Raw genomic sequence first — 15,160 nt, forward strand, 5'->3', positions numbered from 1 at the left:
AGAAACAAGTCTTCCCGTCTATTTTGACATATTATATCTTTTCGTGCAATTGTGGAGGTATAAGCTTGTACATTACCGGGGTAACGATCCTTGATAATATGGTAGAGCTGATCAGCCCCCCAATCAGTACAATAGCAAGTGGCGCTATCTGTGGATTGGGATTCATGGCAATCGGGATGAGACCACAAATGGCCGTAATAGAAGTAAGTACAACAGGTAGAAACCTGGTTTCTCCGGCAATGTGGATCGCCTCATCTATGCTTTTTCCATCTTCCCGCAATTGGTTGGTAAAATCAACCAATAACAGCGAATTCTTTACCTGTATGCCCGATAAACCGATAAAACCAATGATAGATACCAGCGACATCGGGTTTCCTGTCATTAGTAGAAATATCACACCGCCCAAAACGCCTAATGGAATAATTGATAAAACGATAATGATGCCCTTAAATGTCTTAAATTGTAACAGCAGCACAGCGATAAACAGGAACGTACTCAGAATGATCACCGAAAGGAAATTTCCGCCCAGCGCATCACCTTCCGATTCGGCCTCCCCAGACAATTTATAATAATAGCCCTTTGGCATTTTTAATTTGTTGAGTTCGGGCACAATATCCTTGAGGATATCGTTTGCCAAAACATTATCCTTGGTGAGCGAGGTAACCTTTGCAAACCGTGATTTATTGAAATGGTTAATTGCAGTTGGAGAGGTTTCCAGCCCAATGGTTGCAATCTGATCGATCTGAATTGGTGCACCCTGGATATTGTTCACATAAAGGTTCTTCAATGCATTAAGATTTGAAAACTTATCACGTGGAATGGTGATTACGACATTCCTCGAATCGCCCCTGTCATCAATGTAATCCCCAACAGTCAATCCGGCAACAGCCAACCTGATCACCTTGTCAATGTCGCTGGTCAGTACGCCCAATGTCCGTGCTTTTGCCTTGTCAATTTTGATCTTTACATCTGATTTATAGGCATTGAGTTCATTGTTGATGAAAAAAGTACCTGGATGTTTACGTAACAGCTCCTCCACTTTGAACGAGAGCGATCGCAGTGTATCCTGATTCTCTCCAAAAACCCTGACCACAATATTAGCTTCTATCGGTGTACCCTGTTCAAAATCCTTCACTTCTATTTTTGCATAGGGGAAATCAGTGAATTTGCTTCTAAGCGTTTTGATCAGTTCAGTTTTGTCATTTGGGCTTGTCTCTTCTTCCAATTGCACAAAAATCTGTGCAAAATCCGGTTTTATATCCTGCTGATGCACGTTGTAATAGATCTGTGGATTGCCTTTTCCTACATTAGAGGTGTAGTAAACGATTTCCTTATGCTTTTTCAGTTCCATTTCCACCAGCTTTGCAGCTTTATCGCTTTCTGGGATATTTGCCTGTAGCGGCATTTTAATATTGATCAGAAACATCGGCTTTTCTGAGGTAGGGAAAAGTTTAAACCCTGCCAGTGGGAAGAGTAAAAAGGCCAATACGCTTAATGCAATGGAAATACTAATGGTTACCTTCGGCCACTTTAGCGCCAATGGCATAATACCACGATACGACCAGGTTAAAAAGCCCTGCAGTTTTTTTAAGAAATAATTTCCTTCCCCATGGGTATGGGTTTTCAAGATCTTGCTGCCGATAAAAGGCACGAGTGTAAGCGCTACGATCATAGAGGCCAGGACACTGGTAATAATGGCCATAGGCAGACTTCGGATAAATTCTCCGGCCATATCAGGCAGAAAAGCCAATGGTAAAAATGCAATCACAAGCGTTGCGGTACAACCTACAACAGCTGCTCCAATCTGCTTGGTACCCTTTAAAATGGCATCCTTTCTGGAATGGCCTTCCCTTAACCATCTTTCGATATTCTCTACAACAACGATACTATCATCAACCAATAGCCCTAATGCTACCACAAGCCCAACGATACTGAGCTGGTTAAGTGAGAAGCCTAAAAGGTTCATTGCAATAAGACCAAGGGCCAGAGAGAGTGGAATGGAAATCATCACGATCAGTGATGGTCTGAAGCCCAATGGCAACAGGGTAACCACCACCAATAGTATAGCCAATCCAAAATCAAAGCCCAGGTGTCCCAGCCGCTTTGATACCATGTCTGCCTGGTCAAAATTTTTGACCATTTTAATGTTCTGTGGTAAGGTTTGAGAAAATTGTTCTAACACAGGAGTGTACTCTTTCTTAACCTGACTGATATCCACGTTATTCTTCATCGAAGAGGTAACCAATATACAGCGTTGTCCATTGATTCTGGTAATGTGGTTAATGGTGCCGTCCATATAGCTAACATGGGCGACATCCTTCAGGTATATTATTTTTCCATTGGAATTATAAATGATCGTATTGGCGACATCTTCAACATTTTTAAACTTGCCACTGGTTTTTACATTAAAGACCTTACTGTCTATATTGATGCTTCCTCCTGGAATATCAGCCGCCTCGCTTTGTAGGCTGCCTATCACCAGATTTAATGGTATTTTTAGCTGGGCCAGTTTATCGAGTTGCATGTCGATGCGGATTTCCTGCTCTGGCATTCCGGTGTACTTTACCTCTCTCAGATTGGTGATCTTTTCCAGCTGGGTCTTCAATTTATCTGCATTGTCGCGCAATATTTTAGACGAAGCGGTGTTTGAAATCAGCGCAACCTGAATAATCTTTACATCTGACGAGGCAATTTTTTCGGTCTTGATCTGATAAATGTCCTTTGGAAGCTCACCGTTTTTCAGCGCATTGATTTCCGTTGATATTTCCTGGTATTTGTTGTCCACATCAACACCATACTTGAACTTGATCTGTATCGCTGCTACGCCATCTTCAACCGTGGTCAGGATCTTATCGATGTTCTCCAGCCCATAGATCTTATTTTCTATGGGTTTTACCACCTGTTCTTCCATATCCTTCGGACTGGTGCCAGGGTAGATTACCGTTACCAGATATTGCGGAGGGTGGGTCGTCGGATCTTCCGAGCGAGGCATGGTAAAGAGCGTAAGCAGTCCCACCACTGCCACAAGCACAAATATGATCAGGGTAAATTGGTAGTTCTTTACAGCAAAATTTGTAATTTTCATCTCGTGGTCTTTATTTGATAATGTTTACGGTGGACTGTTCGTTGAGGTAGGCGCTATTAGAAATAACTATGCGATCTATTCCTTCCAGTTTATCTTTTAGGTAAACATTTTTATTGTCGAACTTCAGGATGGTTACAGGCACTTTTCTAACGCTGTTTGTACCATTGGGGGTAAAGATGTAACCCGTCTCTCCATCTGCCTCTACAAGGGCGCTAAATGGGATCACAGTCCTGTTTTCTGAAGCATTGGTTTCGATTGCCGCCTTCCCGAACATGCCAATTGCAGGTTTCAGATTGCCCATCTGGAGCTTCAGCTCTACCTGAAAAGATCCGATAGCGGCATCAGCCGATTGAAGTTTACGCAATACTGTTGCCTGGAATGGCTGTTCGGGATATCCATCAAGATAAGCAACCGCCCGTTGCCCTGCACTGATCCCTGCCCATTCCAGGTCAGTTACCCCAACCTTTAACAGGTAGCTATCACTTTTTTGGGTTGAGCCCGTCATCAGCACCGGCATTCCGCCACCGATCACTTCGCCTACACTGGCAACCTTTTTGGTTACAAAACCGTCAGAGGCCGCATAGATCCTGGCATAACGCTGATTGAAGGCCGTTGCCTCACTTGTTTTTTTTGCAACATCCAATGCCGTTTTGGTATTCTGCAGCTGTTCCAGCGTAAATACGCTGTCTTTGTAAAGGCTTACCGCTCTGGCATAGTCACGAGCGGCCTTATCTACACCAAGATCTGCTTGAGCCAGGCCGGCCGCAATTTCGGTAGTGTTCAAGGTGGCCAGCAATTGCCCCTTTTTAAAAAATTGTCCCTCATCTACCAGGATGCTGCTGATTACCCCACCAATTTTGAAGGAATAATTCGCTTCATTTTCGGTGCCAACCAGTCCGGTAACCTGTATGGAATTTGTTACCCCAAAAGAGGAAACGGGCGCAACTTTTACAGAGATAATATCTGGCTGGCCGAGGGGATTTGTATTTTTCGGTTTTTCTTTGCAGGCAAACAATAGTGATGTAAGTGCAATAAGTGTGAGTTGTGTCTTGTTCATGATATTTATTGTATGTTGAAACTAGCGCTGGCACGTTCGATAGCGGTAAGGGATATCCAGGTGTCGAATAGGGCAATGTTTGATTGAAGTTGGGCATCTACCCATTGGTTTTGTGCATCAAGTAGTTCTATATAAATTGCCATTCCCTCCTTATATAGCTTGGTCACGTCATTATAATAGGTCTGACTGGTTTTTAGTTGTGATTGGGCTGCCCGGTACTGAGCAGAAGCGCTTTGCAGGTTTGCCCTACGCACATTCAGTTCAGTAAGCAGTTGCTGGGTTACATGATTGGTCTGCGCCGATATACCCTGTTCACTGGCAATAGCCTGTTTTATCTTATAGCTGTTCCGTCCTGAGGAAAATAGGTTCCATTCCAGTGAAACGCCCAGCAGATAATACCTGCTTTTCTGGTTAAACTTCCAGTCAAAAGACTGAGCACCCAGATCGAGCGAAGTACCAACTTTAGGTATGAGATAAGATTTGGCAAGGCCGGTAAGGTTCTTATTTATTCCTTTGGCAATTTCAAGCTTCGCCAGTTCTTCGCGGCCATTCACATCATTAAGCAATAGATTATCCTGTGCGGGCAGTAATGGAACATCGTCTGTTAGAATGAGATCGGTTAATGGCCTGTTTAATAGAAAATTGAAATAATAACGGGCAGATTCCTCTGTTTTTTGGGCAGCGGTAAGTGATGCGTTTATTTTTGATACCTCGTTCTGGCTGCGGATCACAGCCGTGCGGTTGATCTTGTTATTTTCAAAGAGTTTCCGGTTTACCCGTTCACCTTCTTCGAGCAGTTTTAGAAAGGATTGATAGATCTTTATTGCATTGGTGGCTTTAAGATAGTTGTAATATGCCGTTTTGATTTCTTTGACCAGTTCACGTTTATACATCAGTATTTCCGCTTTCTGCAAGTCTACCTGTTGTGCTTTGATCCTTTTATTATATACCAGCTCCGCATTCAGAATAGGTAGACTGGTGCGGAACTTGGCATCGTAGAAGTTATCCGGATTAAGCAGTATGCTCTGGTTCTCGAGTTGGGGAAAGGAATTGCTTCCTGTAAGCTGGTTCAATGTAGCGTAGGCGGCATTAAAAAGATCACCTGTAGGAAAATCAATTGTTCTGCCTCCATCGGCTTTTGTGTAAGTTGTAGAAAAAGTTACACTGGGCAGGAACATGCTTTTTGCTTCTTGGAGGGCATAGATGTTCTTTTGCAAAAAGAAGTTCTGTTCCTTGATGCTCTGATTTGACGCTAACCCCTGAGCGATATAGTCGTTCAAACGATTTTGGGCATTGAGTCCTGATGGAAAGAAGATGATCAGTAACATTACTGCTGACCAACAAAAGGCGGGTAGTTTTTTGATAAAATTAATCATTGTAATAAATTTAAACAGTGTTCAGTATGATGTTAAAAAAAAGGGTTAACCCTTCTCAAGTAGTGAAACAAAACATGCATAGCCATTATCCATAAGTTCCTTGTTGGTCTTGTGTTCAAAACTCATCGTTCTGTCCTTACAGAAAAGAGCGCAGATGCCATGGATAGCAGATAGGATCATAAATGTAAGATACTCAGGATCCATGTCTTTAAAGCGGCCAGTCTGTTGGCATTCTAAGACCAAGTCGTGTAGGTACTTTATTGCTTCTTTTGCAATCTGGAAACCGCTTTCTTCTGAATTTTTTAATGGCTCTTCTACCAGGAACATGAGGTTATAATAATCTTTATTCTCCTGCGCAAACTGGATGAATGCACGTCCAGAGGCTTTCAGGCGTTCAAATGGATCTATAACCGAGTCCAGCACCCGAAGTTGTTTAAGAAGCAGGCTAAAGCCCTCTTTATGGAGTTCCTGAAAGATTTCACCCTTATCTTTAAAATGGAAATAAATCACCCCTGCACTATAGCTGATCTCAGTGGCGATGTTGCGCATACTGGTCTGCTCATAGCCGTTCTGAAGAAATACTTTTCTGGCACCATTTAATATGCGCTGTCTCATTTCCTGTTTCTCTCTTTGCTTTCTTTCTGTAATGCCCATGGGATAAAATAATTAATAAAGATATTAACCTGATTAAGGAAATAACTTTTTCATTTGCAGCTTCTCATTTTAATTGATAGTACAAATGTATTGAACAGTGTTCAATAAAACAAATATTCTTCTATATATTTTACTTAACCTAATGGTTTTGCTGAAAAACTAATAATTTAAGATTAGAATCTCTAACAACATTTAGCGTCGCTTGTTGCACGTCCCTCAATCGAGAATTTTTCAGGGGGGAATTAATTATAACATAAGAAGGCTAGCTTACCAACGTTGCTATTAATTTAGAAAGTGGTCTTTGAATTGCGTGGGTGATGTTCCCACTTCTTTTTTAAACAGCCGGGAAAAATAGGTTGTGTTTTCAAAACCCAGTAAGTGCGAAATCTCTGATACATTCAATTCGCCTTCTGCCAATAGGTTTTTAGCTTTAGCAATCAGGAAAAGATGGATTAGTTCTAATGCTGTTTTTCCTGTCTCTTCCTTTAGTAGATCGGTTAAATAGCGCGGAGAGATATGCAGCTTTTCTGCCATTAGAGAAACAGTGGGGAGTCCAATCTCTTTAGTTGTCCGCTCTTCAAAATTAGCTGCAAGTAATTCGTTGAACTTTGTTACTGTTGAGCCGGATAATTGTGTACGGTTGATAAACTGTCTTTTATAAAAGCGCTGTGCATATTTGAGCATGGCGTCAAGATGGCTAACTATGATGGCCTTACTAAGTTCGTCGGTATTATTATGATATTCTTTATCAATGCTGAAATACAAATTCCAGATGATTTCCTCCTCTGCAGGAGAGAGATGCAAGGCCTCATTCACTTCATAATCGAAATAGCCGTATTTCTTAATTTCGTGGTAAAGGATGGTTCCGGGTAAGAAGTCTTCATGGATAATAATCAGAAAACCCTTCTCTTCAAGTTCGACATTTTTAAAGGCTACTTTCTGGTGGGGTTTTACAAAAGACATCGAGCCACGGTCGTGGTCATATTTTGTTTTCCCATATTGCATGCTGCCCGATTTCAGCTTCTTAAATCCTATGATGTAAAATTCCGAAGAAAATTCGAGTATATTATTTCCGTCGCAAGTGCCCCGCTCACCGTATGCCACACTAAAAAGCGGATGCTCTGGAGGATTAACGCCAAGCGCTTCATGCAGCTCACTTATTTTTTTAAAATGATCCATTTTTCAGTAGTGATAAAAACAGAATCCAGCAAATCCGGATCCTGTAAAGTTAACTTTATTAGCCATGTGCTGCCACAGCAACGTCCTGCCATGATTCCCATGTTTTCAGGCGCTCTTCGTAAGTATATTTTACCCAAGGGTAAGCGGTCTTGCCCAGTAGTAACCTCAACGGCGGATTTTCAGTATCAACCAATTTTAGAACCGCTCCGATAGTTGCAATAGGATTGCCGGAATCTTGCGCTCCGGCATGCTCATAAAAATCTTTTCTCATCTCATCGTAAGCATTTACAGTTGCACTTAAGGCAAGCGAATTGGTACCGAAAAAATCTGTGGAGAAACCAGCCGGTTCCAGTATGGTTACCTTAATGCCAAAACCACTCACTTCGCCGGCCAATGTTTCAGTAAGGCCTTCGACCGCGAATTTCGATGCACTATAAAGTCCCATCAATGATACTGTATTTAGTCCCAGCGCACTTGAAAGCTGAATGATGTGCCCCGATTTCTGCTCGCGCATAATAGGGAGGACCGCCTGTACAGTCCACAATGAACCCAGTACATTCGTTTCAAACTGCAATCTCACGTCCTGCTCGCTCAACTCTTCTACAGCTCCAACATGACCGAAGCCTGCGTTATTAATTAATACATCGATACAGCCAAAGTGTTTTTTTGCAATTTCGATCGATTCAAAACTCAACTCTCTATCGGTTACATCAAGTTCTAAGACCAATAGATTCGAAGGGAATTCCTTTGCAAGTTCAGTCAATGTTTCCGGGTTGCGCACAGCTGCAACAACATTATCGCCACGTTGTAAAAATGCTTCTGTCCAGATCCTGCCGAATCCGCGGGATGCGCCTGTTATAAAAATCGTTTTTGTCATTATATTATTATTTAATATTTGATGATGACAAATTTCAATCAATTATTAACAGCTATTGTGATACAAAAGTAGGCAATAATGAAACGTTTCTACGTTGATCTATATTATGCTCTTTTTGATCTGCTTAACTGCTGCGAACAATAGTGAAATGCATTATTCTTTTGTAACTACTTTCCTGTGGTTGATTCCCCAATCTTTTAGAGAATATATTATCGGCGTTAAGGTATCTGCATAAGGTTCCAGGGTGTACAGGATTTTAACGGGGTAGCCGTCTAAAACGGTACGCTTTAATAGTTTATGCTGTTCCAGGTCCTTGAGTTCTTTAGCCAGGACTTTAGGGGTTATTCCTGGAATGCTTTCCTGTATGTCGGTAAAACGATCATTACCAACACCCACCGAAATAATAATGGGCAGTTTCCATTTGCCACTAATTACATCAAGCGCGTCCCTTACCGGCTTAACGGTATTCAAACAGTCACAGTGTTCTTTCTTCTTGGCCATAGTCTCATCCCTTAAATAATAATGACTTTCCTTTGGGAAAGTACTATACAAAGGAAAGTAAAATGTGATAACTTTGCAATAATTATTTGAAATAGGGTGGTTGATAAGGACTAATGAAACAATTGAATTTTTTATCTACAAATCAATATGGTAGGAAAAGACTTCAAGGAAAGGTTAGCATAATCTGATAATACATCAAAACAAATATTAAAGATACTGAATATGAAAATAGGAATAATAGGTACAGGTGCCATTGGAGGTACCATTGCGAAAAAAATGGTTGCAGCAGGACATCAGGTTTTCGTAACCAATTCGGCTGAATTTGCAGAACTGGAAAAGCGGGCAAATGAATTAGGTGCATTGCCTTCGCCCTTGGAGGATCTTGTTAAAGGTAAAGATGTGGTCGTACTATCAGTGCCAACCATAGCTATTCCTGGCCTGTCAAAAACTTTATTTAACGAAATGCCATCTGATACCATCATAGTAGATACGTCCAACTACTATCCATTCCGCGATGCCGACATCGAGGAAATCAAGAACGGTAAAGCGGAGAGCGTGTGGGTTGCTGAACAAATAGGGCGCCCTGTCATTAAAGCATTCAATAATCTGCTGGCAGAAAGTCTTGCGTTTGGGGGGACACCTAAAGGTGCACCAGGGCGTATAGCAATGGCTATATCCGGAGATGATCCAAAAGCAAAAGAAATTGTATCCGGACTTATCGACCAAGCAGGCTTTGATGTGGTTGATGCTGGAGATTTGGAAAGTTCATGGAGACACCAGCCAGGAACTCCGGCCTATTGTACAGAATTAAATGTATCGGACCTGAAACAGGCACTCAACGATGGTGTGAGGGAAGTTGCAGCTCAAATAAGGGATTCTGTGATTAAACTATTCACTGAGCGCAATACCCAGCCTTTGCATGAGGAGATAGTGGAATTTAACCGCTCTCTATTTCCTAAAAATCCAAAATCGGAGTAATTGGAGGTACAGTCATAGCTGAAAAATTAATTTGCCACCTTAAACCTAAATTATATTGTTAATTGATAAGCCGCGAAGAATCGTCATCTCGCCACTATGCATTACTCGGGACGAGATGACGACGATTTTTAGAATCTGCCATTGATAGAGGTTGGAATTTTTCTAATACATCGGCGTGTTGATGACAGGTTTTGGCGGTTCGTCATTCCCAACCCGATAGTTATCGGGTTGATTAAGAACCTTAATGCAGAGCAACCGGCCCCGCTATTTAGGTGAATGCCTGGGTTTCCTTAATACTGGATAAATCAGCAATCAAAATATCTGCTGCGCCCTTTACTTTTTTGGCAGATGAACTAATTGCTATTAATTGCATCGCTGCCAATTTTCCAGGCCCATCTGCTGAACCTGTAACAAGTATTTTAGCCATTCATTACTTTAAATTAGTTTTAAAGAAACTATCCAATTTATCAAAAGGGATTACATCTACTTTATCATATAAATCTACGTGAACTGCATTTGGAATAATAATCAATTCTTTCGGTTCATTCGCAATTTTGAAAATATCTTCACTGAAATATCTTGAATGCGCATTTTCTCCTGCAATCATTAACATTGGTCGTGGCGAAATTTCTTTCACGTAACTTAAAATAGGCATATTCATAAATGAAATTGGATTGGTAATCAGCCATGCCCCGTTTGAATTAACTGAATTGACCTGGAAGCCACGTGGGGTTCTATAATAATCGAAATATTCTTTTACAAATTGTGGTTCATCGCCTTTCAATGTTTCCGGTAAATTTCTCGGACCATCTGCAGGTTTTCCGGCTTTGGCATCCTTCCAACGTTGCTCGCTTAAATTTTCCAACGTTTTGGTTCTTTGCTCAAGCGTCACAACATCATTGTATCCCCTCGACATTACTCTGGTCATATCGTACAAACTCGTAGTGGCAACCGCTTTTACTCGTTTATCAATTGCTGTTGCATTCAATGCGAAACCTCCAAATCCACAAATTCCAATGATGCCGATTTTGTTTCTGTCTACATTTTTCTGTAATCCCAGAAAGTCAATTGCGGCACTGAAATCTTCAGTGTTGATTTCCGGTGAAGCTACATTTCTTGGCTCGCCACCGCTTTCACCGGTGTAAGATGGATCAAATGCCACAACAGCAAAACCACGTTCTGCCATTTGATTGGCATACAATCCTGACGATTGTTGTTTTACTGCTCCAAAAGGTCCGCCGATTGCCAATGCCGATAATTTTTCGGTTCCTGTATTTTTTGGAAGGTATAAATCTCCGCTTAATGTAATGCCATATCGATTTTTGAAGCTAACTTTTTTACGGATTACTTTATCGCTGAGTTGGAATGTATAATGTTCTTTTGATGTATTCATTTTTTCTGAATCTGATTTTACTTTTTGTGCAGATAATTGTCCTGATGCCAGGAATAGTATTGCGATTGCTAATGCTTTTCTCATTTTATTTTATTTTGATTTATTTTTTATTAATTGAATATTGCTCATCTGTTACGGCTTCGTTCCAGTTTACAATGCCTTTTTCGGTATTCGGAATGATGTACAACTGCTGCAAACCCAGGTCAGCACTCGCTCCGTGCCAATGCCTTACATTCGGTGGGCATTTTACGACACTTCCTTTTCTGATGATTTCAACAGGCTGTCCTTCGATTTGATGATAGCCCACTCCATCGGTAATAATGAGGATTTGCCCCGCAGGATGACTGTGCCAATGGCTTCTGGCACCGGGTTCGAAATATACGTTGCCAACTAATGTATTGTAAATGCTATCTGAAGCAACCAAGCTGGTAGGATAAGCACTCCCGGTAAAGGTCTCGCTCGGGCCTTTTTCTCCCTTAGGGAAAATTTCGGTTAGTGTGCTTTTATCATTTTTCATATTTTCTTTATTTTGATTGTTGCATGATAGTGCTGTCAGTGAGACAGATATCCATAACAAAGTGGATCTATAGCTACTTCTCATTTTATGCTAATTATTTTCAAATTTTACGATCACATTTCCGGCACCCAATGCCTGGGCAAGTCCGTTAGGATTGTCAACATATCCAAGTTTTGTATAACTGTATGGGGTGTTGAAATTTTTATAAAAAAGCACTAGTACATTGCTTCGATAAAGCATTAAATCACCTGCTTTCATATCACCACCAACTGATGCATTTGTTGGCAATGCACTGGGAAAATCGTAGTATTTTTCATTGCCATTCAGTTCAGTCATATTTATGGTAAGTGGTAGCCTGGCTTTAAATGCAGTTGCACTTGGGTTGTCAAATAAAGTTGCCGTAAAAACTGTTGTGCCGACTGTAATTTTTATTTTAGTTGTGCTTGATGATGCATCTGGGGTATCTGCTTGTGCGGGACTTTCATTCTTGGAGCAGGCGTTAAGTTGCATACCAATCATCATAACCAGAATTATAGCTTTCATTCTCATCGTTAATCATCTTAAGGTTGAATAGTTTTAATGAACTTTGCCGGAATTCCACCCACAACTGTATTCTCAGGAACATCTTTTGAAACTACTGCTCCTGCTGCAATTACAGCATTTTCACCAATGGTAACGCCCGGTAAAATAGTGGTATTGGCGCCAATCCATGCATTTTTTTTAATGTGAATGGGTTTAACTATCAGTCCTTTTCTCTCTTGAGGATTTATTGGATGATTTTCTGTAATGAGGCTGACTTTCGGGCCAATTAAAACATCATCTTCAATGGTTATTCCGCCCAATGCCAGGAAGGCGCAGTCGAAATTGATGAATACGTTTTTGCCAATGTTGATGTACTTGCCGCAATTGATGTATATCGGCGTGAAGACGGTAACATCCTGAATTTCTTTAGTTAAAATTCTGCTCAGTATTTCAGAGATTTCTTTAGGATTTGAGGAATTATTCATCTGAATAAGCAATTCTTTCACAGCGAATGCTTCTTCCCTCAATCTGCCTATTTGAGGGTCGGTGGGGAGTACGGTTTCACCAGCTAACAGCCGCTCAAAAATATTTTTTTGAGGTGGCAAAGAACCGGGAATATGGTTTGAATCTGACATCGTATTTGGATTTGATTACCAAGTACAAAGTTAGCCCCGCCTTTAGGCAAGGTGGTAACGATTATCAAACCAATGATTAAGAAATTCAAACTTCTGCTGAGCGAAATGCAGTAGGATTGGTTCCGGTAAATTTTTTAAAGAAATTGTTGAAGTAGGTGGGATAGTCGAATCCCAGCGCGTAGGCGATTTCTGAAATGCTCCAGTCGGTATGTTGTAAAAGTGCTTTTGCTTCTGTGAGAATTCGCTCGGTAATATGGGTAGTTGTTGATCTTCCTGTTACTTCTTTTACCGCACGATTAAGGTAATTGATGTGTACATTCAGATGTTGTGCATATTGTTGTGCAGTTCTTAGCTGAAGCGGATTTGCAGTAGTTTCAATCGGAAATTGTCTTTCCAGCAACTCCAGAAAAACGGAAGTTAATCTCGAGGAGGCATTTTGGTTTTTCTCATAACCTTCCGAAGGTTCCATCTTTAGCGATTCGTGGATAATCAGGCTGATGTAATTGCGAATCAACTCATCTTTAAATACATAATCACTTTCTTGTTCAGTAATCATTTTCTGAAAAATGGTATTGAGAAATGTTCTTTGCGCTTCGGTTATTTTCAAAACGGGCGTTCCGCCGATTTTAAAAAAGGAAGATTGTTGCAGACTTTCAGACCGTTCGGAATTTTTAAAGAACTCTTCCGAAAAAAGAATGGTATAGCCAACATAAGTTGTAGAAATGGTTTCCCAGGAATAAGGGATATGCGGATTTCCAAAAAAAAGAATGGTTCCTTCTTGTTCGTAAGTTTTATCTGAATAGTGAATCCTGCTTTTTCCAGTCGTCAAACAAATTTTATAGAACTCCTTTCGGCTATAAGTACGGGTGTCAGTAGTGTCTTCTTCTATTTGAAATGCCTTAAAACCTTGCAGTTTCAGCTCATTGTTAAACTTGGAAATTGCTCTTGTTACCTTCTCTTTCATTTAACAAAATTAAGAAATTCAAATATATCTATCGGGTCTCGCCATTTTATTTTTAAGAAACCATATGCGGTAATTCAACGGGCACAATCAGAAGCCTCTACAACAGTAAAAAGCGATCTTCCGTAAAAATGTATCACATCTTCCCACTTCTGTATAACTAACCTAAAGTGCCCTTGTCTCATCTTTGCTTCATCGTTTAACAAAATAAAGATTATAATAATGAGTAAGACAATTCTAATTACAGGAGCATCGTCAGGATTTGGACTAATGCTTGCAAAAAGCCTTCATCAGAAAGGTTTTAATGTTATCGGCACCAGCCGAGAACCAGAAAAGTACCAAGGGAAATTTCCTTTTAGATTACTAAGGCTCGATATTGATGATGACAGGTCAATCCAATCCTTTGCTGAACAAATTACAAGTGAAACCACACAGTTGGATGTTTTGGTGAATAATGCAGGCTTCATGGTTACTGGTATTGCAGAAGAAACGCCTATCGATGTTGCAAGGCAGCAATTTGAAACTAATTTTTGGGGGACAGTAAAAGTGACCAACGCTTTATTGCCTGTTTTCAGAAAGCAAAGATCCGGACAGATTATTACCGTTAGTTCTATAGTCGGTTTGATTGGCCCACCAAATTTATCTTATTATTCTGCTTCGAAACATGCAGTGGAAGGGTACTTTAAATCATTGAGATTTGAATTAAACCCATTCAATATTAGCGTTAGCGTAGTAGAACCTGTTTGGTTCAAAACTAATCTTGGACACAATGCGATTGCATCAACAGGCAATATTGCCGACTATGATGTATACAGAAAAAAAGTTAATGCAGCAACACAAAAAGGTATAGACGAGGCGCAGTCACCAGAAGTTGTGGTTTCAAAAATCACGGAATTAATTAAAGCTAAAGAACCGAAATTCAGTAACCCCGTAGGTAAAATGAGTGGAATGATTTTCTTCCTACAGTCCTTTGCCCCAAAAATGTTTGAGGGCTCTATCTTGAAAAGTGTAAAATAATGATTAACAACCAATAAAAATCTCAAGTTATTTACAATGAAAACCGAAAAAATAATTACCCACGCAGAAATTATTGTAATACCTGAAGTGATGCAGGAAGTTTTACCACAAGCCAGGGCCACAAAGGAAAAAATATTGTTGGAAGAAGGTTGCGAGACATTTATTTTAACCAATAAAAAAGAAAGTGAGAGCACATTAGTTATTTTTGCAGTATATACATCTCAACAAACTTATGAGTGGCATCTGAAGCAGGATTATGTCAAAAGTTTCTTTAATTTTTTAGATGGAAAACTGAAAACTGCACCAGTGGTGACTTATCTGAAGGAGGTTTAAAACAGGCAAGACACTAATCATTTTATTAAAAGCCTACCTTCATGTATCAAAATTTTAATAAATTTAAATTGATCA

General features: G+C 40.3%; 16 protein-coding genes. 3 read left to right on the top strand and 13 right to left on the bottom strand.

Translation table 11 applies throughout. The annotated features are described in order from the left end of the window. Nucleotides 1-31 precede the first annotated feature (31 nt). The 7 genes from ACTJKN_RS05445 to ACTJKN_RS05475 form a co-directional block, all read right to left on the bottom strand. Nucleotides 32-3,085: an efflux RND transporter permease subunit gene (locus tag ACTJKN_RS05445; RefSeq protein ID WP_440823348.1), complete on the bottom strand. Its 3,054-nt coding sequence runs from the start codon at nucleotides 3,083-3,085 to the stop codon at nucleotides 32-34. Nucleotides 3,086-3,095: 10 nt separating this feature from the next. Continuing rightward, nucleotides 3,096-4,142 (bottom strand): efflux RND transporter periplasmic adaptor subunit, encoded by a 1,047-nt coding sequence (locus ACTJKN_RS05450; protein WP_440823349.1) that lies wholly within the window; start codon nucleotides 4,140-4,142, stop codon nucleotides 3,096-3,098. A 5-nt stretch (nucleotides 4,143-4,147) separates the two neighbouring features. Then, complete coding sequence (locus ACTJKN_RS05455; protein ID WP_440823350.1) at nucleotides 4,148-5,518, bottom strand: TolC family protein; 1,371 nt, start codon at nucleotides 5,516-5,518, stop codon at nucleotides 4,148-4,150. 45 nt (nucleotides 5,519-5,563) lie between these two features. Further along, a complete protein-coding gene (locus ACTJKN_RS05460; RefSeq protein WP_440823351.1) occupies nucleotides 5,564-6,172 on the bottom strand; it encodes a TetR/AcrR family transcriptional regulator in 609 nt (202 codons plus the stop codon). 282 nt (nucleotides 6,173-6,454) lie between these two features. Then, nucleotides 6,455-7,351 carry a helix-turn-helix domain-containing protein gene (locus tag ACTJKN_RS05465; protein ID WP_440823352.1) on the bottom strand — a complete coding sequence of 299 codons (897 nt, stop codon included), beginning with the start codon at nucleotides 7,349-7,351 and terminating at the stop codon, nucleotides 6,455-6,457. Between the two features lie 58 nt (nucleotides 7,352-7,409). Next, on the bottom strand, nucleotides 7,410-8,228 hold the full coding sequence (locus ACTJKN_RS05470; protein WP_440823353.1) for an SDR family NAD(P)-dependent oxidoreductase: 819 nt from the start codon (nucleotides 8,226-8,228) through the stop codon (nucleotides 7,410-7,412). Nucleotides 8,229-8,381: 153 nt separating this feature from the next. Continuing rightward, nucleotides 8,382-8,729, bottom strand: a complete 348-nt coding sequence (locus tag ACTJKN_RS05475) for a winged helix-turn-helix transcriptional regulator (protein ID WP_440823354.1) — start codon at nucleotides 8,727-8,729, stop codon at nucleotides 8,382-8,384. 204 nt (nucleotides 8,730-8,933) lie between these two features. Here ACTJKN_RS05475 and ACTJKN_RS05480 point away from each other — a divergent pair, with 204 nt between their 5' ends. Then, on the top strand, nucleotides 8,934-9,707 hold the full coding sequence (locus ACTJKN_RS05480) for an NADPH-dependent F420 reductase (RefSeq protein WP_440824065.1): 774 nt from the start codon (nucleotides 8,934-8,936) through the stop codon (nucleotides 9,705-9,707). Between the two features lie 268 nt (nucleotides 9,708-9,975). Here the strand turns inward: ACTJKN_RS05480 and ACTJKN_RS05485 are convergent, their stop codons facing one another. The 6 genes from ACTJKN_RS05485 to ACTJKN_RS05510 all read right to left on the bottom strand — a co-directional run bounded on the left by ACTJKN_RS05485 (nucleotide 9,976) and on the right by ACTJKN_RS05510 (nucleotide 13,738). After that, on the bottom strand, nucleotides 9,976-10,134 hold the full coding sequence (locus ACTJKN_RS05485) for a hypothetical protein (protein ID WP_440823355.1): 159 nt from the start codon (nucleotides 10,132-10,134) through the stop codon (nucleotides 9,976-9,978). 3 nt (nucleotides 10,135-10,137) lie between these two features. Next, nucleotides 10,138-11,184 (bottom strand): alpha/beta hydrolase, encoded by a 1,047-nt coding sequence (locus ACTJKN_RS05490; RefSeq protein ID WP_440823356.1) that lies wholly within the window; start codon nucleotides 11,182-11,184, stop codon nucleotides 10,138-10,140. Nucleotides 11,185-11,200: 16 nt separating this feature from the next. Beyond that, nucleotides 11,201-11,617, bottom strand: coding sequence for a cupin domain-containing protein (locus ACTJKN_RS05495; protein ID WP_440823357.1), 417 nt, complete (start codon nucleotides 11,615-11,617; stop codon nucleotides 11,201-11,203). Between the two features lie 90 nt (nucleotides 11,618-11,707). Further along, entirely contained in the window at nucleotides 11,708-12,160 is a 453-nt protein-coding gene (locus tag ACTJKN_RS05500; RefSeq protein ID WP_440823358.1) for a cyclophilin-like fold protein, read from the bottom strand. 17 nt (nucleotides 12,161-12,177) lie between these two features. Continuing rightward, complete coding sequence (locus ACTJKN_RS05505; protein ID WP_440823359.1) at nucleotides 12,178-12,774, bottom strand: sugar O-acetyltransferase; 597 nt, start codon at nucleotides 12,772-12,774, stop codon at nucleotides 12,178-12,180. 85 nt (nucleotides 12,775-12,859) lie between these two features. Continuing rightward, complete coding sequence (locus ACTJKN_RS05510) at nucleotides 12,860-13,738, bottom strand: helix-turn-helix domain-containing protein (RefSeq protein ID WP_440823360.1); 879 nt, start codon at nucleotides 13,736-13,738, stop codon at nucleotides 12,860-12,862. 219 nt (nucleotides 13,739-13,957) lie between these two features. Between ACTJKN_RS05510 and ACTJKN_RS05515 the strand changes: the two genes are divergently transcribed. Further along, nucleotides 13,958-14,752 carry an SDR family NAD(P)-dependent oxidoreductase gene (locus ACTJKN_RS05515; protein ID WP_440823361.1) on the top strand — a complete coding sequence of 265 codons (795 nt, stop codon included), beginning with the start codon at nucleotides 13,958-13,960 and terminating at the stop codon, nucleotides 14,750-14,752. 36 nt (nucleotides 14,753-14,788) lie between these two features. Beyond that, nucleotides 14,789-15,085: a putative quinol monooxygenase gene (locus ACTJKN_RS05520; RefSeq protein ID WP_440823362.1), complete on the top strand. Its 297-nt coding sequence runs from the start codon at nucleotides 14,789-14,791 to the stop codon at nucleotides 15,083-15,085. The last annotated feature ends 75 nt before the right edge of the window (nucleotides 15,086-15,160 follow it).

The organism is Pedobacter sp. 22163 (assembly GCF_052045595.1).
GTDB lineage: Bacteria > Bacteroidota > Bacteroidia > Sphingobacteriales > Sphingobacteriaceae > Pedobacter.

Bases quoted from the DNA above. Each gene is read 5' to 3' on its own strand.
- ACTJKN_RS05495 (WP_440823357.1), bottom strand. From the start codon at position 11,617: ATGAAAAATGATAAAAGCACACTAACCGAAATTTTCCCTAAGGGAGAA.
- ACTJKN_RS05470 (WP_440823353.1), bottom strand. From the start codon at position 8,228: ATGACAAAAACGATTTTTATAACAGGCGCATCCCGCGGATTCGGCAGG.
- ACTJKN_RS05460 (WP_440823351.1), bottom strand. From the start codon at position 6,172: ATGGGCATTACAGAAAGAAAGCAAAGAGAGAAACAGGAAATGAGACAG.
- ACTJKN_RS05520 (WP_440823362.1), top strand. From the start codon at position 14,789: ATGAAAACCGAAAAAATAATTACCCACGCAGAAATTATTGTAATACCT.
- ACTJKN_RS05515 (WP_440823361.1), top strand. From the start codon at position 13,958: ATGAGTAAGACAATTCTAATTACAGGAGCATCGTCAGGATTTGGACTA.
- ACTJKN_RS05445 (WP_440823348.1), bottom strand. From the start codon at position 3,085: ATGAAAATTACAAATTTTGCTGTAAAGAACTACCAATTTACCCTGATC.
- ACTJKN_RS05455 (WP_440823350.1), bottom strand. From the start codon at position 5,518: ATGATTAATTTTATCAAAAAACTACCCGCCTTTTGTTGGTCAGCAGTA.
- ACTJKN_RS05475 (WP_440823354.1), bottom strand. From the start codon at position 8,729: ATGGCCAAGAAGAAAGAACACTGTGACTGTTTGAATACCGTTAAGCCG.
- ACTJKN_RS05465 (WP_440823352.1), bottom strand. From the start codon at position 7,351: ATGGATCATTTTAAAAAAATAAGTGAGCTGCATGAAGCGCTTGGCGTT.
- ACTJKN_RS05505 (WP_440823359.1), bottom strand. From the start codon at position 12,774: ATGTCAGATTCAAACCATATTCCCGGTTCTTTGCCACCTCAAAAAAAT.
- ACTJKN_RS05510 (WP_440823360.1), bottom strand. From the start codon at position 13,738: ATGAAAGAGAAGGTAACAAGAGCAATTTCCAAGTTTAACAATGAGCTG.
- ACTJKN_RS05450 (WP_440823349.1), bottom strand. From the start codon at position 4,142: ATGAACAAGACACAACTCACACTTATTGCACTTACATCACTATTGTTT.
- ACTJKN_RS05490 (WP_440823356.1), bottom strand. From the start codon at position 11,184: ATGAGAAAAGCATTAGCAATCGCAATACTATTCCTGGCATCAGGACAA.
- ACTJKN_RS05485 (WP_440823355.1), bottom strand. From the start codon at position 10,134: ATGGCTAAAATACTTGTTACAGGTTCAGCAGATGGGCCTGGAAAATTG.
- ACTJKN_RS05500 (WP_440823358.1), bottom strand. From the start codon at position 12,160: ATGAAAGCTATAATTCTGGTTATGATGATTGGTATGCAACTTAACGCC.